Origin of the sequence: Vibrio sp. Y20_XG_PY13 (genome assembly GCF_024181925.1) — a bacterium.
Lineage (GTDB): Bacteria > Pseudomonadota > Gammaproteobacteria > Enterobacterales > Vibrionaceae > Vibrio > Vibrio parahaemolyticus.
The window spans coordinates 1-22,741 of sequence record NZ_JAMZAL010000014.1 but is presented as its reverse complement, the minus strand read 5'-3'; the positions used below and the strand labels follow the sequence as shown (position 1 = coordinate 22,741).

The following is a 22,741-nucleotide window of genomic DNA, read 5'->3' as shown; positions in this document are numbered from 1 at the left end:
GAGCTATTAAGCTCGCTTTTTTTATGTCTTTCGCTGGTGGCTTACGCTTTACGTTCTAGTAAAACGCCGGCTTCCATGTGGTGGGTGTAAGGGAATTGGTCGAACAGAGCAAAGCGCGTCACATTGTGAGTTTCGCTTAGAATGTCCAAGTTCTCTTTTAGTGTTTCTGGATTACAAGAGATGTACATGATGCGCTCGTAGCCTTGCACCATTTTGCACGTATCCACATCCATACCTGCACGTGGTGGATCGACAAAAATCGTGTTGCAGTTGTAGCTCTTCAGGTCGACACCATTGTCTTTTAAACGACGGAATTCGCGCTTACCTTCCATTGCTTCTGTAAATTCTTCTGCCGACATACGGATGATTTGTACGTTGTCGATCTTGTTCGCTGCAATGTTGTATTGTGCTGATTCTACCGAAGGCTTAGCAAGCTCAGTAGCAAGTACACGGTCGAAGTTTTGCGCTAATGCTAACGAGAAGTTGCCGTTACCACAGTAAAGCTCTAGTAGGTCGCCAGTGCTCTCTTGAGTACAGTCAACCGCCCATTCCAACATCTTCTCTGCTACTTTGCCATTCGGTTGGGTGAAGCTGTTTTCAACTTGCTGATAGATGTAGCTTTGGCCATTTACGTCCAGTTTTTCGATCACGTAGTCACGGTCTAGGATGATTTTCATCTTACGTGCGCGGCCAATGATGTTGAGGTTGAAACCTTCGTCGTTGAGGCGCTGTTTCAGCGCTTTCGCGTTTTCAATCCATTCCTCATCTAATTGACGATGGTAAAGCAGAGAAACCAGAATCTCACCGCTTAGCGTCGAGAGGAAATCGACTTGGAATAGTTTACGGCGTAGGGATTCGTTGTCTTTCATCGCTTCAACCAATAGCGGCATCAAATCGTTGATCAGACGGCTGGCTGCTGGGAATTGGTCAACACGGTACTTCTCTCGAGTTTCTTGGTTGAACATGATGTAGTACAGGTCTTCGCCTTCATGCCAAACACGGAACTCAGCACGCATACGGTAATGCTGCTCTGGTGATTCAAACACTTCCAGTTCTGGCACGTGGTATGGCGCGAACATATCAGTGAGACGTTCGACTTTTTCAGCCAGTTGTTCTTGGTAGCGTTGTGGATTTACATCAAGAGTAGCCATGATCTTACCTTTTATGGTGCATTCAATTTAAGAGCGCAGATTTTATTCAATCTCAACAGTATGTCCAGTTTTGTACGGGAATTGATTTAAAGATAGTGCGTACAGGTTGAGGAGAAAGCAAAATTAATCAAAACGTTACAATTTCTATGGGCAATATTGGCTGGACAAATAATCAATAGCTGAATAATATTTGCCTCAAGCTGGTGGCATCTAGCAATCTAGATGGCTGAAATGGGAATCTGGTGAAAATCCAGAACTGACGCGCAGCGGTAAAAGAGAACGAACGCTCATCACGACACTGCATTAGTTTATGTGGGAAGTCGAGCAACTAGGTGGTGTAAACCTCGCTCTTCAGTCCGAATACCTGCCAGCAACTGAGCCACAGCATTGGACTGCCTAAGGAGGCAGGGCTCGGAAGGAATTACGCGATTTAGGACAATATAATGAAAAAATCCGCATTGGCGATCACCCTGGCATCGCTGCTTTCACCTGTCTCTTATCTACAGGCCCAAGAAGTTTCTGTTGACGAAACCATCGTTGTTACTGCGAATCGATTCAAGCAAATCGATGGTGCTGTTCTAGCTCAAACCGTGACAGTAACGAAAGAAGATATTCGCCGTCAGCAAGCCGACAGTTTGTTTGATGTGTTCCGTACTTTGCCTAGTATTGAGGTTGCTCAGTATGGTGGCCGTGGCCAAAGCGCATCGATTTTTGTTCGCGGTGGCAGTGCCACCCAAGTGTTGGTTTTGGTTGATGGTGTACGTATGCCTCGCGCAATCATGGGCGGTATCGATTTCAACCAATTTCCAATCAACTCTATTGAACGTATCGACTACATTCGCGGCGCACGCGCATCTATCTATGGCTCAGAGGCGATTTCCGGCGTAATCAACATTATTACTCGAGCAAGTATTGATGATGATGCAAGCCGAGTGTCGGCGGGTTATGGCTCCAACAATCATAAAAAAGGCACGTTTGCCGTATCTAAACCTGTAGGTGAAGGTAAGCACATCAAAGGGGTATTAGGTTACGAGAAAACGGATGGTTTTAACGTTAAACCTTTGCCGGGTTTGAATGATGGCGATGAGCACGGATTTGAAACGTTGAACCTTAAATTAGGTTACCAGCAAAACTTTTCTGATAATTTTTCTGGTTACGTTGGCTTTAGTACATACAGCAACGAATACGACTATGACAACAGCAGTTATGGCAATCCTGGGTGGGGAACAGTTGATAAGCACGAAAAGAAAACGGGTGAAGTGGAATACGTAGGTGCAGATTTGTCACTTGAGTATTCTAAAGATGTTTACACTTCTGAGTTGAAGTTAGCTTACGGTCAACAAGACAACTATGACCTTAAATCGGGCCAAAGTAAGTCGACCGGCGATCACGTGGCCATCGAACAGTTCAATGCAATTTGGCTAAACTCATACAGCATCAATGATGAACTGAGTATTGGGGGCGGCTTAGATTACCGTAATGAGAAGTTAGCAAAAGGCTACCTTGCACCAAGTGACTGGGGACCAGCGAAAGACTACAACCCAGAGAAGAACCCAAGAACAAACATTGGCATCAGCGCAATTGCTCAATATGCATTGAATGCATGGACCTTCGAAGCCAGCGTACGTAATGATGAAAACAACCAGTTTGGCAACAACACTACGTGGCAAACCGCAGCAGGTTGGAAAGTTTACGAAGGATACGAATTAACGCTGAGCCACGGCACTGCATTCCGTGCGCCTAGCTTTGTTGATTTGTATTACCCTGGCTATGAAATGCCGAACTTAAAGCCAGAAGAGTCAAAAAACACGGAACTATCGTTATCTGGTGTGGCATCGATTGTTGATTGGACTGTAACTGGGTATTACAACCAAATTGAAAACATGCTGATCTGGAAAGGTGCGGGCATGCAAAACATTGGTGAAGCTGAGATTAAAGGTATCGAACTAGAAGTTAAACTCGATACTGATATTGTCTCTCATGAGTTCTACCTAGATTACAAAGATCCTGTCGACAAGTCGGGTGCAGAAGATTCCCAACTAGCATACCGCTCCAAGCGCGGTGCTAAGTGGAATGCTTATGCGACATTTGACCAATGGACGTTGGGCTCGCAGTATCTTTACCAAGGTGAGCGCTTTAATGGTAGTACAAGACTACCGAGCTACAGCCTATGGAACTTCACCGCTTCTTACGCTGTAAACTCAAGTTGGAACATCAACGCCAAACTAAGCAACGCTTTCGATAAAAACTACGAGATGTACTCAGGTTACGCAACTCCTGGGCGTCAGTACTTTGTATCTGCTGACTACCGATTCTAATTGCGTTTGATACAACAAAGGCCGCCTTATTGGCGGTCTTTATCATTATTGGTGTGCAGAACATGGCTGGAAAACAAAATGACGAAACCAAAACGTGTCGTAATCAGTTGGTCGAGCGGTAATTAAGTGTAATCTTTAATCTGTAAATACATTATTTATATTAAACTATTAAACATCAGGCTCTTAGTAGGTTAATGATAACTCATATCACTAACTGGTTATTACTGGCTAACTGTACTAGTAGTTAATGTGTATAAACTTTTTTGTAAAGGCAGATTATGCGAGTAAAACTCCACATATACCAAATAGGGGGAAAAACCCGAGTATCCCTTGTTAATAGTAGTTACCTTCCAGATTACTCCCTTTGTAATCATCTGTATCAAAGTTACGGAAATGACGCTATCAACACTCAAATATCAGTCGCACATGATTTAAGATTTTTCTTTGAATGGTTAGATCATGAGGGTATTGATATTGAGCAACGATTCTCAACAGGTGAGATGCTGCAGCCAGAAGAAGTTAGACGCTTTACTCAGAGCTCGAAGTTTACTTTTAAAAGTATAACTGTTCATAAAGAAGTTGCTTCTTTCCGATTATCAAACAAGGCGATTAATAACTTAATTCATTCCACTAAGACGATTTCGTCGCTTGTAGTGCCTCCAACGACAAATAATCGAATTAGAAGGTCTCTTGCATTTCTCGAATATTTATACCTAGATCACCACAATACTGGAAATGTACCTGCTTATATCGATAAACGCTTTTCTGATATGAAGTCGGTCATGTTACTTGGTATTCGGCGTGATACGGAGCTTCGTACATTGAATGGTGATCCTGAAGTATCCGTCATTCCAGATGAAGCTTTCTACAGGCTATTAGAAATCATTCAACCAAATCATCCTAGTAATCCTTTTAAGCACTCTCAGTGGCGTAATGCGCTGATAGTTCTTCTCCTAGCTCAAGTAGGTGAGAGAAAGGGAGCAATTTTAAAACTGAAAATATCAGATTGTGATTTTACAGGTACATGTACAAGAATTTATGTACGAAGAACACCTAATGATTTGGCTGATCCAAGGAAAGATAAACCTAGTCAGAAGACTCGAGAGCACACAGCATACGTAGCTAAGGAAACGATGTTGGAATTGAAGAGTTACATTGCAAACAAACGGAAAGCATATATTGGTGCAGAACGTCATGAGTTCGTTTTTATCTCAGAGATGGCGACACAAGGAGAAAGTGGGAAGCCGTTGTCAATTTCGTCTGTGAATAATATTTTGAGAAGATTATCAGAGGTCATTGGTTTTCAAATTACGCCTCATAAACTTAGACACAAATGGAATGAATTATTAGATGGTATCAAAGATGGGGACGAGAGTATTTCACCTGATTACCTTGAAAAAGTGCGTAAGTATCAAATGGGGTGGTCAGAAAACAGTCAGATGCCGGCGCTATATAACAGATATCAAATCATCAAAAAAGCACAAGAATATCAGCATCAATTGCAAGAAAAGCTATTGTCGGTAACTAGTCATGACTCTTAATCATTCTCTTGTAATCAATCTAGAAGATTTAAAAAATGAATATGCAAGAGGAGCAGAGTTTACATCCTACGAAAACGTTCCATTCAATATGTTTGATAACTCTTGGGAGCTAGTGATCGGTCGTCATATCTCTCTGAGCTGGGTAGATCAGTTATTTTTGAACGTAGATGATAACTTAGCTATCAGGTATTGCTTAGCTCAAGAAGCCACCTATGGAAAAATATCTACGGTGAGAGGGAAAATGGTAGCTATCAAGAAATTGAATGCAAGCAGCCTAAGAGTAAGTGATGTTGAGTCGGCTTTCTTCAACCTATCGCTAAGTTATAAGAAGCGAGTTAAGAAGATAATAGAAAGGCTAGCTGCTTTCGATAATAAGTATGATCCACTACTAACTATCTTAAAAGATAAGTCCTTTGGTAATGATTCGCGTAAGGTTTTTGACCCAGACAAAGGAGCTCTTACTGATTACGAGTTTACAGATTTCGCTATCAAAATGAATGAACACTCTAGTTCTATTTTTGATTCGAACTCACACGTCTCTGAACTTTCAGTATTCATTGCCGCTCGTTTTCAACAGCTCTATCAAAAACGCTTATCTCAAGTAGCTTTGTTAAAGGTTGGTGATTTTGAACTTAGAGCTAACGACTTTATTGATGGTGATGAGCTAAGAATCACCATGCCTTTGAAAGTGAATCATAATGACAGTGAACCAGAAATTGCAGTTAGAGTACCGTCAGTAAAACAGCATGAAGACCTTTTTAGGCGCAGTTTTGAAATCAGTTCGATTAGGATAAGTGGCCGATTTCTATTTGAGTTATCCAATTACCTATCAAAGTACCAAAAACTAATAAGGAAGCTCTTTCAGCGACAAGGTTATTCCTTGTCCAAAGAGGAATTCAGTCAAGTGTTTTCATGTTTGCCTTTAATTCCGACAACAGAATTGTATCACTTTGATTTTAAAGAGCATATTAAGGAAGATTGTACTCTTATACACTCTTTTTCAATAGATGGTAAGGGCTTTGTGTACGTACCAGAAGCTTTAGAAGGTAGAGTTAGGCGGTTTCTAAAACTACTTAATGTAAGTAGTGATCGTGCTCCACAAGGTTCTTTTTCTTTGGGAAACAATCGCCTAAGGCATACTCGTGCCGTAAAAATGGTAGTTGATGGATTATCTCGAAATGAGATTGCAGTCACGTTAGGTAACACCCCTAAAGCAGCTTCAGTTTATATTGATATGGCGGATGAAATTCGTGAAAAGATTGACTCACATTTATCTGATTATACTTTTCTTGCTGACGCATTTAGTGGAAAGGTCACTTCATGGATAGGCCAAAATGAGGTTTCAATTGAAAGTGAAAATGGTCGGTTGGGTAAAAGCTCGGAAGCAAATCTCTGTTTAGTCTGTGAAAAGTCACCACCTGCTGGTTGTTATGGTTGTCCTTCTTTTCGTCCCCTTGTTGATGCAGACCATCAGTCTCAACTTTTGTCTGTCCAGGCAAGGTATGACTATCAGATTGCAAACGGTATTTCTCCTAGAGCTTTGACAGCTATATCCCATAGAATTTTGGCGATCAAGGCAACAATTCAAGCTTGTGAATGCGCAAAACTCTCAATTGGAGCGACATCATGATCAATAGATTTGAAAAAAAAATTAGTAATTTTATATCTGAAAAGAAAGCAATTCCTCTTAGTTTCATGAAAGAACATAACAAAACGTTTTCATGGGATGATGGGTATTTTGTGTTCGAAAATCTGGCGATTGTATTTGTCAATACATTTAAAATTGGTGACCGTCGTATTTATAGGCGTATGAAGTGCAATAAGAGTGATTATTTATCTAAATACTACTCAGATTATTTAAAGGCTGTATCATTACAGTTTGGAATGAGAGAGTTTCAGGCTAAAACAAACTCTAATTGGATGGTTGGTTTCCGAACCGTTCTTTCATTCTTAGAGCTTAACAACCTATTTATATCTGACATAAATACGAAAATAGTCATAGACTTCTTTGAACACAAAGAGATAGAAAAGCTATCAGATAAAACTAAGATCATACTCAAAGGGTGTTTTGATTGGGTAATATCACAGCAGCACTGTTCTCATAGTACAAGGCTTCCTTACATAAACTTCAAACAAGACACAAAAGCGTCATTGAACCATAGTCGTAGTCGATTACCAAGCAAGAAATCTGTAGTGGCAGCTGGTCGAATTTTTAACGAGATAATGCCTGCTGAAGAAGAATCTATTGATTGTTATGATGATATAAGAAGGAAGTTCGTTGCTGGTATGCTTTCCATCAGTTTTTCGTCACCAAACCGAGCAGCTGCCGAACAGCTATATTTAGCTAATCAAAAGTTAAAATCTAAGGAGGTTATAGGACAAAATGGAGATAGAAAAAAAATATATAGCTTAGATTGGCAAGGCTCAAAAGGATTTTCTAATTGGCAAAAGCATATGTTTAATCAAATGGCTCCAACTTTAGTAAGAACATTGCACTTTTTTGATAAGGCATGTGAACCAGCCAGAATTTTGTGTCGATTCATGGAAAACCCAGAAGAACCATTAAAACGGATCATAGGAAAATATAGAATCAAGGGAAAACCAGTGAACTTAGAGCGAGCAACGACGTTGTGGGAGCTGGGTGATATACTTGGGCTTTATGATCTGTTTACGCAAGAAAATAGGCAAAAGATTCAGGCTATAGATGGTTTTCCTCATCATATAGATCCAGACCGGATATTGAGCTTAGAAGAAAAATTGTCTTTTTTGCAAAGAAAGCTAGGTAAGTACCCGAGCTCCAATACCGCAATAGATAAAATGCTTCCACCTGAGCTTCAAGGTTTGAAAACGGTTATGCAGTTACAGGACTCTTTCATTCAATATGTTAAGAGGAGCGTGCCAAACTTTCCATATCGTTCTCATCAAAATGGAAACTCTGTACGTTTATCGCAAGCTCTCTGTGTTTTTACAGGGGCCCAAGTTTTCTCATCGTCAGGGAAAACTCTTACCAATAGTGCGTTTATGGTGGAACCATATGAGATGAAATCCATGTATGCAACTCATCTTAAAGAGTATTTCACTAAGTCAGGCTATGATGAGAGTTTTAATATGACTCCTCACCAGCCTCGCCATTTTATGAATACAATGTGCCATGAAGTAGGCCTATCAGATGAAATTATTGCGGAGTTTTCTGGGCGTAAAGACGTTACGTCAAATGTAGTTTATAACCACCAAACAGAGGATGAGCGTCATGCACAAGTAGTTGACTTGTATAATGGGCTATCATTTGATGTAAAAGTTATTACTGCTGCCGAATACACTACTTTGGTTGGCCGAGCAGCTACCGATACGGGCGTTGGTCTATGTCTTCAAGATTTAACAGAAAGCCCATGTGCATTTTTTAATGATTTTGAGGAGAATTGCATAGGTTGTTCTAAAAGCGCTTACTGCAAAGGGGACAGGAAATCATTACTAAGGATGCAGCAGGATTTGGAAATACAAGAGGCTAGGCTGTCAGATCCATTATTGAATGAACATCTATCAATAAATCAGATATCTCAACGATGGTTTAAGATTCATTTTGCAAAGGTAGAGCGTTACAAGGCTCTAATTGACTTGATGCAAGATGACGAAATTCCAGATGGTTCATTAATCCGCCCACTAGATTCAACCCCAGGTTTTGCTGTCATTGATTTGAAGAATAAAAATCGTGTGTTGAAGGAAATTGCTCTAAGTGATCCATCTCATAAATTACAAGAAGCGATAAGTTTAGCTGTCGTTGAGCAGACAACACACGAGACAGGGCTACAGCGTTTATTCCACGAGTTTGATTTATGAAGAAAAATATAAACGAAGCTTTAACTAACAAACAAATAAACGATATTTGTCGCGTCATTGCTTTGTGGGAGAGTAAATTGACATGGCAGAGGTTGGTGGAAGTCATCAAACGCGAGTGCGGCTTTTATATATCAAGACAATCTCTTTCAAGTTATATCAGCATAAAAAAAGAATATGATTTAAAAAAGAAGGAGCTAAGAGGCGTCGTCACGACGCGTTCAAATTTGGTCGATAAAGATCGGGCCGCTCTGATTCATAAAATTGAACGCTTGGAAGTCCAAGTGAGACAGTTGACAGAGGAGCGTGATTTGCAATTGGAAACGCTTGAGCGAATTTTCTTAAATGCATCTGAAATGCCTAACGTTGGACGGCAGGGTTTACGACAACTCTTGGAACCTAGGGAATAAGCCACTTAGCTGCTCTAAAGCGAAAGCTGTTTTGGTATTTTCACCTAGAAATATGAATCCCCAAGACTATTCTCAACTGTGTGATTGATAGATACCCTTTCAACTATACTAGATGTCTATGGACAGAGAAATTCAACAAAGGCTGCAGTGAGTAAACCGATATGGGCAGGACGGACTCTTAGGCTTGGAAAGTCAAAGCACACGCCCTCGTTCTTCTCCAAACACAAAGTTCACTCCTGACATAAGAGCGCTGATTCCTGATATGTGTGAGAAACGTAATTTAGGGGCGCGTCGCTTACAAACAGAACTAAGTCGACTTCACTGGGTACACCTAAGTACTACGACTGCTTGAGTATTTTTATTAGTTTTTGGTTCTGCGGTTAGATCCGAGCGATGGTTGACTAAGGAAAAAACATTTTCCCTCATCGTCAATCTAGTAGAAGTAATGAGGCATGGATAGTGTACAAGTATGAATGATGCGATCTTGGTTGCATGTTGACGTTTTGTGATTGCCTTCTAAGCTTGTCTCAATGTTATCCATAGGCCGAAGCTAGGTGATTGCGTATTTACATAAAGGAGATCTGGTTATTGGTTGATCTGCTGGGATGAAAATACGCAGGTGATTGACTTTGGTATAACGCTACAAAGCACAAGCTTTCCATATTCTTAGTTATCCACGGATTACCAATATTTTATTCCCCCCAAACTAATTTTTGTCCAAGAGTGTGCTGTGCATTAATGGCAAACCTTTCTTGATTCCTTCTCCGAGCCAAAAAACGCATCACGCAGGTTGCGTGACGCAACTTGCGTGATACGTTTGCTTTTATTTGTGGAAAAGACCAAGTAATAACTAAGTAAAGATATCGTTCCAATCAATCAGGTTTATATTGTCTTTTTCTCTATTAGGTGCTTCCTCTAGACTAAAGCGCCTCCAACACTTTAGGTGCTAACAGGTTCCTGCATGCACAAAATTGATACAAATTGGTTGAAGGGATATTGCATCCTGCATTTTCTACATGCGATACCAAAACTTATGCATATTTTTGGTATATGTACTAAATTCAACGTTACTTTTGGTATTTGCGCTCAAATACACGACCAGAAAAGTGTGAAATACCAAAACTAGAGTTAAATTTTGGTATTGGTTTTAAACAGTAGTACCTTTGGGAACACTTCAATTAAGATGTATGTACGCTAGACGTGTTGCCTCTTGGCGCTGATAATTAACACCATTAAAATTGATTCAAATATGTATTTGGACGTTAGACCACAAGGAGTGCCTCAATGCGTGACCCTAAACGAATAGAAACAACGCTTTTACTTTTGAAGGAGCTTTGGGGCAACAATGCTGACCTTCGGTTCAATCAGTTGATGTATAACCTTCAACGAGAGTTTTCACTCGAGAACGATGGTAAAGGGCAAATCACGGAAATCTCGCAAGAGGGTATTCAGCATGTTGGTTATGATCTGTTTTACATAGAAGATGACATTTTCATTCAATTTCTAGAGAGAAAGCTAACGCAACAACAGCGCTAGCTTTTTGGCTAGATAACAAAACATCATTGAAAGTTGTGAAAGAATTACTAGTAGTTGCTACTCTGCATGAACTGCTTTGGTAAATGCAACGCACATCTGTTGTATAACATTACGGTGGACTTTCTGGATATTGCGGGCACGACCCTCACTCACAATAACTCTACTCATCAAGCGAGTAACTGCTTCACGACGCTGTTGGTCGGAAAGGCGAATTCTTTTAGTTTGTTGTGTCATGTCGTATATCTTAGATGGCTAGCCGCGGATTTCATTCGGTAACGATTAGACATTAATATAGCTTTGACCTTGTATCGCGTCTACACTCACCTAAACAGGTTCAATAGATTGGGCTAATTCTTGCCCTTTTATCTGTAAGGGTATGAACCCCTGTTACCGCAAAGAGAGTTGCATCCTGAATGATCTTATGAATATCTGTGTTAGAGGGCTCTTTAAAGGGGAGGTCTGGCAGTTCCACCGCAAATTTCCAGCACCAGTAAATGGCACACATATCAAACGTCCAATTAGGACGATATTTTCTAAGTCTCTTATCGCTGGTGACAATCAGCCTCTTTCCTAAAATAGGAACACAGTCGTTATAACTAGTCATACAGTGCCTTTGAAACTGTTCTCACCTTTTATTTTTGCGTAAAATATGCTCATAAAGTAAAAGGAATACCAAATGAAAAACAGATGGTTAGGTATGGCTTGTGTGCTTCCTTTATTGGTTGCGTGCAATAGCGAAAGTTCAGCAATTAAGGTGTCTAGCGAGACCGTTTCACAAAAGCAAATCGATACGATTGTGTCGAATATCAATGAGCTTTACCCAGAAGCAACTCCAGATCAGAAACAGAAAGCGGCAGAAGTGGTGGTCCGAGCGATCGAGAACATGGTGTTCGTCGAAGGCGGAAGCTTCGATATGGGTGATTTCAAGATGGATTGTGATTTCCCAACAAAAACTGAAAACCGCTTAGATTGGTCTCCAGACGCGCAGTGTTTTAACTTTGCTACTAATCTATCTGGAGCCCAACATTTACATAAAGTTACTCTCGATTCTTATTCGATTTCTGAATATGAAACTAGCTTTTTAGATATGGAATGGATGCGTCAAATAAATGGATTACCGGTAGCCCTCACTAACTTCATTAGTGTAATTCCTTTGAAGACAAAGCCTATGGAGCGGACAGATGAAAAATATAAGAAAGCTATTGAATACAATTTGAAAAACAATGAGGCTGCATATACAAAATCTTGGCAAGAGGCAAAGGATTACTGTCAGTGGTTGGGCAAAGTTTCCACTTTAGAATTTGATATTCCGACAGAAGCGCAATGAGAGTTTGCGGCAAGGAGTCGCGGACAGCATTATTACTATGCAACCAATGATGGTTATCGTTCTCTAACTGAAGGACAATATTTTGATCCAGATATGGGTAAATATATAGATATACTCCCTTCAGAAGTAAATAGTAGTACGAGTAGTGAAGAATATATTGGTCAATGGCCAGCAAATCCTCTGGGGATATATGGGATGAGTAATGGTATTCAGGAGTGGGTTAATGATTGGTATGTAAAAGAGTATTACCTAAACTCACCTGAACACAACCCGCAAGGACCGGAAAATGGTATTCAAAAGGTTGTTCGAGATGGTGGAGGAGTAAAAACCTTTGACCGTTTTGGTAAAGATCCTGTTCTTGACGCTTACTCCCCAACCCACAGCTTCCGTTGTTCAGTTCAACAACCAAAACCACTTACAGAATAGACAAGATATGAGCCAACACATTTCCCTCCTGTCTACTCAAACAGTATTGTCATTTCATCCCTAAATAAGCACCACATGCTTAAACTCACTTGTGCACAGTCTCGCCTCCTCCTAAACAAAAAACAGGAACGCCGTCGTTATAACTAGTCATACAGTGCCTTTGAAACTGTTCTCATCTTTTATTTTTGCGTAAAATATGCACATAAAGTAAAAGGAATACCAAATGAAAAACAGATGGTTAGGTATGGCTTGCTTGCTTCCCTTATTGGTTGCGTGCAACATCGAAAGTTCAGCAATTAAGGTGTCTAGCGAGACCGTCTCACAAAAGCAAATAGATACGATAACGTCGAATATCAATAAGCTCTACCCAGAAGCAACTCCAGAGCAAAAGCAGAAAGCGGCAGAAGTGGTGGTACGAGCAATCGAGAACATGGTGTTCGTCGAAGGCGGCAGCTTCGATATGGGTGATTTCAAGATGGATTGTGATTTCCCAACAAAATCTGAGAACCGTTTAGACTGGTCTCCTGATGCGCAATGTTTAAGTCATTTTGCGAGTAGTATGTTTGGTGCTCAGTACTTGCACAGGGTAACCCTCGACTCTTATTCGATATCTAAGTATGAAACGAGCTTCTTGGATATGGAGTGGATGCGCCAAATAAATGGATTACCGGTAGCAGCCAACAAACTAAAAGGGTATGTACAACTTAAAGAAGCTGTTGAACGCGGTACAGAAGAATATTCTACTTTAATCAAGCGGCATTTGAAGCGTCAGAAAGTTGCGAAGACCAAAGCATGGCAAGAGAGTAAAGATTATTGTCAGTGGCTAGGAGAGGTATCCAATTTACCTTTTGACCTTCCCACCGAGGCACAGTGGGAATTCGCAGCTCGAAGCCGTGGACAGCATTACTATTATGCAACCAATGATGGTTACCGCTCTCTTCAGGAAGGGCAATATTACGATTCAAATTTCGGTAAATTCAAAGATATACTAGCTACAGAAGTCAATAGCAGCATTAGTACTGAGGAATATATCGGTCAATGGCCTGCTAATCCCTTGGGTATTTATGGGATGAGCAATGGTATTTCTGAATGGGTTAATGATTGGTACGAAAAAGACTATTACCTCAGCTCAGCGGAAACTAATCCTGTAGGTCCAAATACAGGAACACAAAAAGTTTTACGCGATAGCGTAAGCAACAAAATGACCTTTGGACGTAGCGGAGAAGATTTAGAGTCGGATGTCTATACTTCACGACTTAGCTTTCGTTGTTCAGTTCAGAAACTGAAACCTTTGACGAAGTAAAATCGAGCAGGCCCAACTGGGCCTGCTGTCTATACGTAGGGGAACATGTCGCCAACACCGTATAGTGAAGCATATTGTTGCTCTATTTGTACTCTTTTATGAGTAAAGTCTGTGCTGTTATAGGGTGTAAAAGGAGCAGACGCAATTTCAACAGCAGAGTTTGTTTCTGCTAAGATTGCTACCCAAAGATTAAATTCTTTTTGCTGCTTCCCATCAAGTGTGGCATTGATTCGCTGAATGCTCTTAAAGAGAGCTTGTTCACCTGAAACCTTTTCTCCTTTGTCATTCATTCTCGCAAGAATTTCTTCAAACTTATGCCAACTATGGGTGCTTTCTGCGAGTAATTTACAAATGGCATCCTCTTGCTTTTCCTCCCAATTGAATATGAAGGTTCGCGTTAAAGTATCGAGCATTCTGCCAATTGCCTCAGGTTGGAGTTGGTCAAAAGAAACTCCGCTGCGCGTCGAATCATTTAATACGCGTTCTGCTAATGTTATTGCTTCACTCTCGAAATTTAGCGCTTCTTCCCTCGCTTCCCTAATAAGTTGTATCGTGTTATTCCCTTTCTCAACTGCGTTTTTAAGAGCATCATGAGGTGAGACAAATCCTTCGGCAATCGCAAAGGCAAAGTAAGTCGCATCCACCAAATATTTATATGCTTCGTTATTAATGTTATCTAAACGTCGGTAGTCGATATATTGAAGTCCTTGCCAGATTACTTTCGCTAGATTCCAAATTTCTTGTGCGTTTATAGCGACAGAAAAGCCACCGCCGCCGCCTGCCCCCCAAACCAGTTTGGCTGAGATTTTAAGGAAGAACTTTGTACCATCTAAATAGAGCTCAAAATCCGCATTATATCCACCACCAACGGAAACATTACCTTCGGTCTGAATTTCAGCCAAAGAGTTAAAGTTTGTGATTTGATCTATTTCTGGCGCTTTCCATTGAACGCCACCTGCAAACTCACCACTTAACTGGCCACCACCAAAAACACTGGCCTTGATGCCTATTTGACCACCTCCTGCGTTGCCCATGCTGACATGAGGGTCAAACAATATCCCAACATCATCACCAGTTTCCGGTCTTCTGTTACTGACACCTGCTTTTGCTTGAGCAGCTACGCCCACAAAACAACCCACTTTCATTTTGGCATTAAAGCGAAAACTGCCAAAGGAGTGTAAGGCTGGCTGACCATTCGCATCGGTGTAATTTAGGCATGGCGTATAACCCGCATCGCTAGGTAAGAAGACTTCTGCCGTAATGGCCGCTTCAAAGGCAGAAAAGCCCGCAGAAGCACCTACACCTAAATCTACGTTTCCTTTCGCATTACCGTGCTCATCTTTCTCAAATGGGTTTAACTCAGCATCGACAGCCGCTTGCATTCCCCAGCGACCAAGTTGCGCCTCAGAACTCACCGCAAACATTGTATTGCCTTCATCATCGCGCAAGAGTGTATCCGTAGATTTCCATTCAGCAATTTTTCCGCCGGGCGCCTGCCACTTCGCAAGATTGGCTTTAATATCAGGGCCAAGCTTTTTCTGCTCAAGGTCGCTTGTAATATCGTCAGCGATAGCTTTACCAAATTCTTTGATATTCCCCGTACGTAATGCTCGGTTCGCGTTGTTGGTATTAGAGGTATTTCGCCAACTGTTACGAACGGTAGTTTCCTCTTGAAAGAATGCTTCTCGAACATAGGTGTAAACGCCGCGATTAATCGAGTACAACTCTCTAACCCCAGTATTTGTTACAATGCCATCCAATGCTCTCTCTTTTACCGCCATTTTTTTAGCATCAACAGGCTTGCCAGAAGAGCTCTCTTTGGTTGGTGGGACTTTGGCCATCTTTTCCCACTTCGCAAGCTCTTTCTTAAGGTTTGGTACGACTGTCGCAGTCAAACGCTCTTTTAGCTCAATGGCTGAATCTTCAGAGCCAAACCAATTTGAGTATTCCTCAATGTAGCGGATACGCTTTTTCAACTCGGTTACTTTAGCGTTAGCCATTCGCTGGTTTTCTAAAGCTTTTTCTCTCTCAGCCTTTTCTTTTCGAGACTGTTCTGCTTTGACACTTGCTGGATTTTTACGGCTGGGATCTGGCAATATGCCTGCGTATATCAGGTCGGCGCATAGGGCTTCTCGCTTTTGCGTATGCTTTTCCAACTCAGCCCATGTTTCTTTGCCCGTTGGAGCTTGGTGGACTAGGCCACTGTAGCATTGAAACAACTTCGTCGTTTCTTCGATTTCCTTATCAAGCTTTTCCACCGATTCTTTCGTTAGGCAATAGAATCGGTTTGCTGATTCACCCGTGGCAAAAATGATATCTTCAATTTCCTTTGGTTCACACAAAGGCGGCGCAACAATTGTCCCTTTCTCTTTTGGACACATTTTGGCGATTGGCTCTACCGGAAACTCGACAGGGATAGGCTCTTCCTCTTCCTGACTAGGAAGGATTAACGTATCGCCAACTTGGATTAAATCAGGATTTGGTTGGTACTTGGGGTTTAGTTCTAACAAGATGTTGAAGTTAACACTTTGCTCGATACCGATGCCAATAAGGGTGTCACCGGGTTTAATTACGTAGGTTTTGTTACTCATGAAACGCGTCCATTACCATTGCTGCGCAATGTTTTGCATTGTGCTCAGTTGTTCTTGCGAGAGTGTCCAAGGTTGAATTGACGTAGTAGCCTTATTAGCGTGGAATAAGTTAATACTTAGCCATTGTTTGCTATGCCAATGCAGAGATGAGAGTAAAGGAAACATTTGTCGTCGCTCCTCATCACTTAATGCTGCCATTAAAGGTACTAGAGTTCTGGGCTCATAAAATCGAAACAATGCTTCTCCTTGATTGCGCGATACAAATAGACGCTGACGCAATGAGGTTGCGACCTCCGAAGAAGAGTAAGATGGCGAACTCCAAACCAAACAACCACAAGGGGTCTGGCTCATCTTAGCTACGCATGCCTGAAGAGCCTCTTCTGATGATCCGATAGAAACTAAGACAGGCCCCTCATTGAGGTGTGATAGACGAGTACCAGCCATCAACGGGATAACCTCGAATGACTCAAGATGCGCCTCCAATTTCTTTTTCCATTCAGGCCAAAGAAGAGGTTCGATAATCGCGTACGCTTGTTGATTCGTAATTAGGTTCGGTTGGGCATTACCTTGAATTCGCCAGTTTGGATTTAGCTGTGTATTTGACATGTTTTACCGCTCCCACAATCACACAGTTCTTGCATTAAGCCACCATCTTCAACAAACCCTTTATAAGCGGCCGGAGACATAACAGGTGGTGTTTTCTTCGCTATAGATAATCCTTTAGGACGCCTTGTAGAAACGCTGCTGTTGCCATTTGCCGCGCCGCCAGGATTGATGTCTACTTTTCCACCCGTTGCAGTAACGTTGCTCGCACCATCAATCGTAATGGAGGTGCCGTTTAAATGAATATTACCGCTGCTCTTTAGCACTAAGCTGGATGCGCCGACGAGGACCTTGATTTCATCCGCAGAGACCACCGCAGTTTCGCCATCAGAGCGGATAGAGGTGTTACCGTTCACTTCGACACTGAGGTTATTGCCGATGCTATGTGTGTCGTCAGCCCCTACATCAATAGAGCGCGATGCCATGATTACCGTGTTTTGGTCTTGCCCTACATCCAGAGAATCGTCTTTACCAATCAAAGTTTGACGATTTTCGTCGATGTACAAATCTCGGTTGTTGGCTATTTTCTCGGATTCATTCGCGTTGTAAGTAACGTGAACATCTTCCTCAACTTGCTCCATAAAGGTTTGCTTAGTGATGGAGGTTTTATGCCCATCAATCACTTCTTTACGGTCGCCTAAGATATTATTTTCTTGATTGTTGCCGACTTTTAACTCTTCATCATTACCGATATCTCGATAACGGTTATTGAGCACTTTGGTCTTCATGTCTTTCTGAGCACGGAAATGCACCTCTTCTTGGTCACTCTCATCCTCAAAGTACATTTCATTGTAACCTTCAGCCTTGTGGCTTTGGGTTCTAAACACGGTACGCGTTTTGTTCTCTGGTAATGGGTATGGCGGCGTGTGTAAACCGTTGTACACTGCGCCCGTCACTAACGGGCGGTCTGGGTCACCCTCTAGGAAGGTCACAATCACTTCATGCCCAATACGAGGTAGATAGACAGCTCCCCAGTTCGGGGCTGCCATTGATTGACTAACACGTAGCCAGCATGAACTATGCTCATCACTTTGCGCATAGCGGTCCCAATGGAACTGAACTTTGATGCGTCCATATTCATCGGTGTAGATTTCTTCACCCGCAGGACCAACTACAACCGCGGTTTGAGGACCATCAACGACAGGTGACGCCATTTTAGGTGCACGGAATGTTACGTTTCGTGGTAAGCAGACAAACTGATTGTGATAAGTCGTAGGCTCATCGCTCGATTCTTCTTCGTGTACACGAGGGTTAAAGCCTGTGTGCATCACCGTCAACATGAGGTAATTACGGTTGATGTTGGAACGAGGATGTTGGCTGATATCGAAGCTGTAACCTGCGGTGAGACGCATGATATCGCTCGCGGCCTCAATCTGATGGCTATCCACCGTGTATTCGGACATCCACTCTGTTGCACGCTGCTGACCTAATTCTGGCGTTGTGTAACGACCAAGATAGTCGTAGCGCTGCAAATCAAAGTTTGGGCCTTCATCGGCGCTTTTTCCTTGCGGAATTTTTGGCGTGAGATAGTTGTAATCGCCGTAGCTCACTAACCCAGTACGAGTTCGATGGATTTGCTCAAGGTCGAAAATATGTTCTCGGTCTGGCGTACCACCACCTTGGGCATGATAAATCACAGGTCCTAGGTAAGAAGCATTAGTGGGCGAACTGATAAGCTCTGGTATCGCATCATTGCTATCGACAATGACCATGGAATGTCCAGCGTCGCTATGTTCGAAATAGTACCAAAGCCCGTGCTCTGCCATTAATCGCTGAACAAAGTGCTGGTCACTCTCACGGTATTGAAGAACGTACTCTTTCGCTTCGTATTGCGCTGACAACTCAAAGCGGTAATCGCTCATGCCTGCATCATCAAAGACCTGACGAAGGATGTCCGGAGTGGTTTGCATTTGGAAAATACGACAGTCTTGGCGCTGAGTGAGAAACCAAAGGTGTGGAACCAAGGTAATATGATAGCGCGAGAAGCGGCGACCAGAGCCTAAGTAGCGGAGCTCAGAGATGCTGCCGTTAAACTGACGAGCCGTTCCCACCCCTTGGCCAAACAGGCTCAGAACACCCATTTTTCGGCTTAAGGCATCAAACGTGATGGCATCATCGTCAGACAATACCGTTAGATTCATTTCAAAGGGAGAAGAGACTGTTTCCGTGACCCGGAAGCTTTCGACTTTAAATGCACCGGAGAATCCAGAAACATCAAAGGTGAAATTTACATCATTAACCATACCATTCGGCTCTTATGACAACGAGGAAATGAGCGGAAAGGGCTCACCGCCACACGATAAATAGTCAAACTGTATCAAGCTCCATGACACTCATCACCGTGGTGATTTGACGGGAAATGTGAGTATTCAACAGTGCATTTGGTTGAGTAGGTAGAGAGATTAAATGTTCCAATCTGAAAGTTCACACTTTGCATAGTGATATGAGCGGATTTAGGCCATCTCTAACAGTTCAGTTTTGTGACGTTGGTAGGCAAAAATATTTGAGAGTGACACGATACTTTAAGGAAGTTGCCCTAGAAGAAGATAAAAATTGGAGCCCGTAACGAATTGTTTTATGGATTAATGCTCATCATGATTTGCCTACCACCCAAACTATGGTTAAATGCGCATTGGTGCATATTTAAGGAAAGGTTAATGGCAAGGAAAAGTGATGGCATCATCTGGCATTTGATGGATGCACCGTGGTGGTTAAGTGTGATTTTATCGATAGGTGTGTATGTCGCTCTTTCATATGTATTACCAGAGCTTGCTGCTAGCAGTAACAACTTTGTTTTTAATGCTGTCGCCCCAAATCTTTCCATGTTCGCACCGTATTTTGCGTTGCTGTTTTTCATTCCCGCGCCGATTGCTTTTTTTAAACAATTTCAGAGAAGGCAGAGGTATCGGACGACCACTTCACATATTCGCTCGAGACGAGTAACCACGCCATTTCACCAATTAAGCTGGCTAGAGTTTGAATCCTATGTCGGCGAGTACTTTAAGCATCAAGGCTATACGGTGAAGCAGTCTTTTTCACAAAAGCCTGACGGCGGCATTGATATTTGGTTGACAAAAGATGGAGAGCTAAGCCTAGTGCAATGTAAGCACTGGAAGGCCAAGAAAGTTGGCATTCAGGTACTTCGAGAAATGTACGGTGTCATGATAGAGCACCACGCAAGCAAAATGATTATCGTCACGTCAGGAGACTTTACATCAGAAGCCATTGCTTACGCACAAGATAAACGCCTGTGGTTGGTCAACGGCTCAGAGTTGGTTCATATGATTGAGGATGGACGGAGCTTTGAAAATAAACCACCAAAACCAACGAGCGACGCGAAACCGGTACCGAAAGTGTGTCCAAACTGTCAGTCTATCCTTGTAAAACGAGTGGCGAAACGAGGAGTAAATAAAGGGAAGGCATTCTATGGTTGTACTTCGTTTCCAACGTGTCGATACACGATTGATTATTCAAAGCCTAATTAGCGATGCAGCTCCTAAAATGCGTCTGATTAATGAGCGGTAATTGGCGTGTTTTGCTCAAAAACAAAAAAGGATAAAGACAGACTGTGGGCGGCTTTTCACATCCTTGTACGTCCCTATAGCTGTACTCAATGCTCTCACTTTAACCCACAGCTCGAAAAGCCGCATCGCTAGTTTAAGAGGCTTCTAAAGCACCAACAAGTGGGGATTGTCATCATACTTTGAAGTTATAGCAAGTCTCCCAAAATAGAGATAGGCTACTGATAATTCGAGGGATAACATTTGTTATCTTGGTTTGGCTATCTTGTTACTTTCGGTGGTTTGCCGCAATACTTGCCAAATGTCGGGTAAGCGGTGACCTAGCCTTTGTAACGTCATCACAATTTGAGATTGGTGATGTTCATCCGTTGGTGCGCCATGACCAAAGCGCAACTCTTTACAGCGTTGAGCTTGTGCTAGATGGTCAAAATCAGCCGTCAACTCTAACAAGGCTTTTTCTACTTGCCGGTAGTTAAAGCAACCTATCGACAAGGTTTGCGCGATGATGCTCAGCCCTAAGTGCATCGACATCATTTTTTGCAGCTCGCGCTGAATATCGGCACTATCATCAATGCGGTACTGCTCGTAGAAGGGCACTAAGAGCGGATATATGTGCGATTGCTTTAGATTTGACATTAGACGCTGGCGCACGACTAAGGACGAGGCATTAGGATGGCGCTCTAAAATATGTTCGATGCGATGCTGCAATTGTGCATCATTGAGTTTTCCCATCTCTTCCCAACGTTGAGCATTCAGATAGCATCATTTTGCCATATTGCGTCTCAAGCTTGATCAAGTATTTTGAGAGTTGTGTCGTATAATGAGGGCATTCATCGTCATAACACAGCAATACCATCATGCCTTGTAAACCTATTGATAATAAACTCTTTCTAGAACACCTCAATGCACTTCTTTCGCACACTCGCGACAGTCGGACAGCTACGCCGGATGTGTCTGCTCTTTTGCCATTTGTTCGAGACGTTGTGCTTGAGGAAGTCGTCATACATTGTCGAGGCAATCAAGCGAAAGCTTCAAGAATACTAGGATTGAATCGAGGTACGCTACGCACCCACATTAGTCGAATAAACAAACAAAACGTAACTATGGCGCACAATGACAGCGTTTGAGTACCTCTTCTAACCGCAGGACTAAGCCACTCTTTGATTTCGAATTGGAATGCTTTATTAGGCAAACGGTACAGCTATTTTTCGCTCTCTCAGATACGACAAAGCCACAAGCAGGACCTGTGGCTTTGTATAACAGCGACAGAATGTTTTTCATTCAATTTGAAGAGGGAACGCATTCTGTGTGCAGCGCTGGGTGTTTTATCACCACAATAGGGAGGGAAAACACCTAAGCTTATCGGATGTCCTCGGTGGGCTACTTTGCAGTTATGCCAAGCTCAAATCGAAACTATTACTTCTGGCCAGACAGTAAATAGTAACTCAAAGAATAAGCAGGAATACCCGAGGCTCTCAAGCATAGTCTAAAATTGAGCGTTGAAAATCGCAAGCTTACTATGGTACCAAAACGAAGAAAATGGATTTTGTTTTCCTTGAAAGTGTCCTGAAATGTGCTTTTAGTAGCAAGCCGACATAGGGATAGTTTGTCCAACAGGCTGTTGGACAATTTCTCGTACCTAATTATGCAAGAGGCTCTTGCAAAATTGCGAAACAAGTTATTTCGTAAATCTTTTACTCGACACATCGTTTTGGCAGTAGGAGTAATATGGGCATTGCTTATCAATCAACTACCCAGTATTCCTTCTTTCCAGTGGATTCGGGAACTGTTGCAAAATGTGCAATAGTTGCCTGAGAGGTGAAAAACTTCAGTTGTTGCAAAATCAGCAACTACTGTCACCGCCCCCAATTGTGCAACAGCCTGTTGCACAAATTAGCCTGAATCAAAAATGCCCCAAGATGTGTTTAGAGCGCAAGAAGCCGTCATGAGATTTATTCGTGAAACAAGCTGTTTCCCAATTGTCCAACAGGTTGTTTCGTAAATCACCTCTGCTCTAACCCGCTTCTGATCTCGTCGCTTCGGCAATAGAACTAACTAATGCCCCATTCCTTGTTTCGAATGATTCAACACATCCATTACCAAAGCTTCATCTGACTTACTTTTCCTAATCCAACTATGTGACCAAATTCACTGTGCCACTACATTGAGATGATTAAAGA

At 42.2% G+C, this 22,741-nt stretch carries 14 protein-coding genes, 3 pseudogenes and 1 riboswitch; of the genes and pseudogenes, 11 read left to right on the top strand and 6 right to left on the bottom strand.

All coding sequences use genetic code 11. The features are described from left to right. Window positions 1-41 precede the first annotated feature (41 nt). Complete coding sequence (trmA, locus tag NL646_RS21170) at window positions 42-1,151, bottom strand: tRNA (uridine(54)-C5)-methyltransferase TrmA (protein ID WP_031852861.1); 1,110 nt, start codon at window positions 1,149-1,151, stop codon at window positions 42-44. Between the two features lie 184 nt (window positions 1,152-1,335). Continuing rightward, window positions 1,336-1,538, top strand: a riboswitch (cobalamin riboswitch). A 56-nt stretch (window positions 1,539-1,594) separates the two neighbouring features. On the opposite strand from trmA, the gene NL646_RS21165 reads away from it, so the two are divergent. From NL646_RS21165 to NL646_RS21125, 9 genes and pseudogenes are all read left to right on the top strand, one after another. Further along, window positions 1,595-3,469, top strand: a complete 1,875-nt coding sequence (locus NL646_RS21165) for a TonB-dependent receptor (RefSeq protein ID WP_253664659.1) — start codon at window positions 1,595-1,597, stop codon at window positions 3,467-3,469. Window positions 3,470-3,747: 278 nt separating this feature from the next. Next, a complete protein-coding gene (locus NL646_RS21160) occupies window positions 3,748-5,010 on the top strand; it encodes a tyrosine-type recombinase/integrase (RefSeq protein ID WP_230731993.1) in 1,263 nt (420 codons plus the stop codon). Next, entirely contained in the window at window positions 5,000-6,640 is a 1,641-nt protein-coding gene (locus tag NL646_RS21155; RefSeq protein WP_230731997.1) for a hypothetical protein, read from the top strand. Before NL646_RS21160 ends, NL646_RS21155 begins: the two co-directional genes overlap by 11 nt. Beyond that, window positions 6,637-8,847 (top strand): hypothetical protein, encoded by a 2,211-nt coding sequence (locus NL646_RS21150; RefSeq protein ID WP_253664658.1) that lies wholly within the window; start codon window positions 6,637-6,639, stop codon window positions 8,845-8,847. Before NL646_RS21155 ends, NL646_RS21150 begins: the two co-directional genes overlap by 4 nt. Next, on the top strand, window positions 8,844-9,254 hold the full coding sequence (locus NL646_RS21145; protein WP_078558210.1) for a hypothetical protein: 411 nt from the start codon (window positions 8,844-8,846) through the stop codon (window positions 9,252-9,254). The genes NL646_RS21150 and NL646_RS21145 overlap by 4 nt, the downstream gene beginning before the upstream one ends. A gap of 118 nt (window positions 9,255-9,372) precedes the next feature. After that, window positions 9,373-9,600 (top strand): annotated as a pseudogene (locus NL646_RS21140) (IS481 family transposase); the annotation flags it as partial. Between the two features lie 938 nt (window positions 9,601-10,538). Then, window positions 10,539-10,790 (top strand): hypothetical protein, encoded by a 252-nt coding sequence (locus NL646_RS21135; RefSeq protein WP_065645813.1) that lies wholly within the window; start codon window positions 10,539-10,541, stop codon window positions 10,788-10,790. A gap of 676 nt (window positions 10,791-11,466) precedes the next feature. Further along, window positions 11,467-12,543 (top strand): annotated as a pseudogene (locus NL646_RS21130) (formylglycine-generating enzyme family protein). A 223-nt stretch (window positions 12,544-12,766) separates the two neighbouring features. Next, window positions 12,767-13,846 (top strand): SUMF1/EgtB/PvdO family nonheme iron enzyme, encoded by a 1,080-nt coding sequence (locus NL646_RS21125; protein ID WP_253664657.1) that lies wholly within the window; start codon window positions 12,767-12,769, stop codon window positions 13,844-13,846. A gap of 29 nt (window positions 13,847-13,875) precedes the next feature. Here NL646_RS21125 and NL646_RS21120 read toward each other — a convergent pair whose 3' ends face one another. The 4 genes and pseudogenes from NL646_RS21120 to tssI all read right to left on the bottom strand — a co-directional run bounded on the left by NL646_RS21120 (window position 13,876) and on the right by tssI (window position 19,283). Then, window positions 13,876-16,104, bottom strand: a complete 2,229-nt coding sequence (locus tag NL646_RS21120) for a hypothetical protein (protein WP_253664656.1) — start codon at window positions 16,102-16,104, stop codon at window positions 13,876-13,878. Between the two features lie 192 nt (window positions 16,105-16,296). Then, window positions 16,297-16,437 (bottom strand): annotated as a pseudogene (locus NL646_RS23475) (LysM peptidoglycan-binding domain-containing protein); the annotation flags it as partial. A gap of 12 nt (window positions 16,438-16,449) precedes the next feature. Further along, a complete protein-coding gene (locus NL646_RS21115) occupies window positions 16,450-17,043 on the bottom strand; it encodes a DUF4123 domain-containing protein (protein ID WP_065645817.1) in 594 nt (197 codons plus the stop codon). Next, window positions 17,025-19,283, bottom strand: coding sequence for a type VI secretion system tip protein VgrG (gene tssI / locus NL646_RS21110; RefSeq protein ID WP_253664655.1), 2,259 nt, complete (start codon window positions 19,281-19,283; stop codon window positions 17,025-17,027). The genes NL646_RS21115 and tssI overlap by 19 nt, the downstream gene beginning before the upstream one ends. A 414-nt stretch (window positions 19,284-19,697) precedes the next feature. On the opposite strand from tssI, the gene NL646_RS21105 reads away from it, so the two are divergent. Next, window positions 19,698-20,525, top strand: a complete 828-nt coding sequence (locus NL646_RS21105) for a restriction endonuclease (RefSeq protein WP_253664654.1) — start codon at window positions 19,698-19,700, stop codon at window positions 20,523-20,525. 282 nt (window positions 20,526-20,807) lie between these two features. On the opposite strand, the gene NL646_RS21100 is transcribed toward NL646_RS21105, so the two are convergent. Further along, complete coding sequence (locus tag NL646_RS21100) at window positions 20,808-21,293, bottom strand: hypothetical protein (protein WP_253664653.1); 486 nt, start codon at window positions 21,291-21,293, stop codon at window positions 20,808-20,810. A 125-nt stretch (window positions 21,294-21,418) separates the two neighbouring features. On the opposite strand from NL646_RS21100, the gene NL646_RS23470 reads away from it, so the two are divergent. Next, window positions 21,419-21,688: a helix-turn-helix domain-containing protein gene (locus NL646_RS23470; protein WP_367618115.1), complete on the top strand. Its 270-nt coding sequence runs from the start codon at window positions 21,419-21,421 to the stop codon at window positions 21,686-21,688. Window positions 21,689-22,741 lie beyond the last annotated feature (1,053 nt).

Coding starts and splice junctions, on each gene's coding strand:
- NL646_RS21125 (WP_253664657.1), top strand. CDS start 12,767: ATGAAAAACAGATGGTTAGGTATGGCTTGCTTGCTTCCCTTATTGGTT.
- NL646_RS21145 (WP_078558210.1), top strand. CDS start 8,844: ATGAAGAAAAATATAAACGAAGCTTTAACTAACAAACAAATAAACGAT.
- NL646_RS21150 (WP_253664658.1), top strand. CDS start 6,637: ATGATCAATAGATTTGAAAAAAAAATTAGTAATTTTATATCTGAAAAG.
- NL646_RS23470 (WP_367618115.1), top strand. CDS start 21,419: ATGCCTTGTAAACCTATTGATAATAAACTCTTTCTAGAACACCTCAAT.
- NL646_RS21115 (WP_065645817.1), bottom strand. CDS start 17,043: ATGTCAAATACACAGCTAAATCCAAACTGGCGAATTCAAGGTAATGCC.
- NL646_RS21135 (WP_065645813.1), top strand. CDS start 10,539: ATGCGTGACCCTAAACGAATAGAAACAACGCTTTTACTTTTGAAGGAG.
- NL646_RS21155 (WP_230731997.1), top strand. CDS start 5,000: ATGACTCTTAATCATTCTCTTGTAATCAATCTAGAAGATTTAAAAAAT.
- NL646_RS21100 (WP_253664653.1), bottom strand. CDS start 21,293: ATGGGAAAACTCAATGATGCACAATTGCAGCATCGCATCGAACATATT.
- tssI (WP_253664655.1), bottom strand. CDS start 19,283: ATGGTTAATGATGTAAATTTCACCTTTGATGTTTCTGGATTCTCCGGT.
- trmA (WP_031852861.1), bottom strand. CDS start 1,151: ATGGCTACTCTTGATGTAAATCCACAACGCTACCAAGAACAACTGGCT.
- NL646_RS21105 (WP_253664654.1), top strand. CDS start 19,698: ATGGCAAGGAAAAGTGATGGCATCATCTGGCATTTGATGGATGCACCG.
- NL646_RS21160 (WP_230731993.1), top strand. CDS start 3,748: ATGCGAGTAAAACTCCACATATACCAAATAGGGGGAAAAACCCGAGTA.
- NL646_RS21165 (WP_253664659.1), top strand. CDS start 1,595: ATGAAAAAATCCGCATTGGCGATCACCCTGGCATCGCTGCTTTCACCT.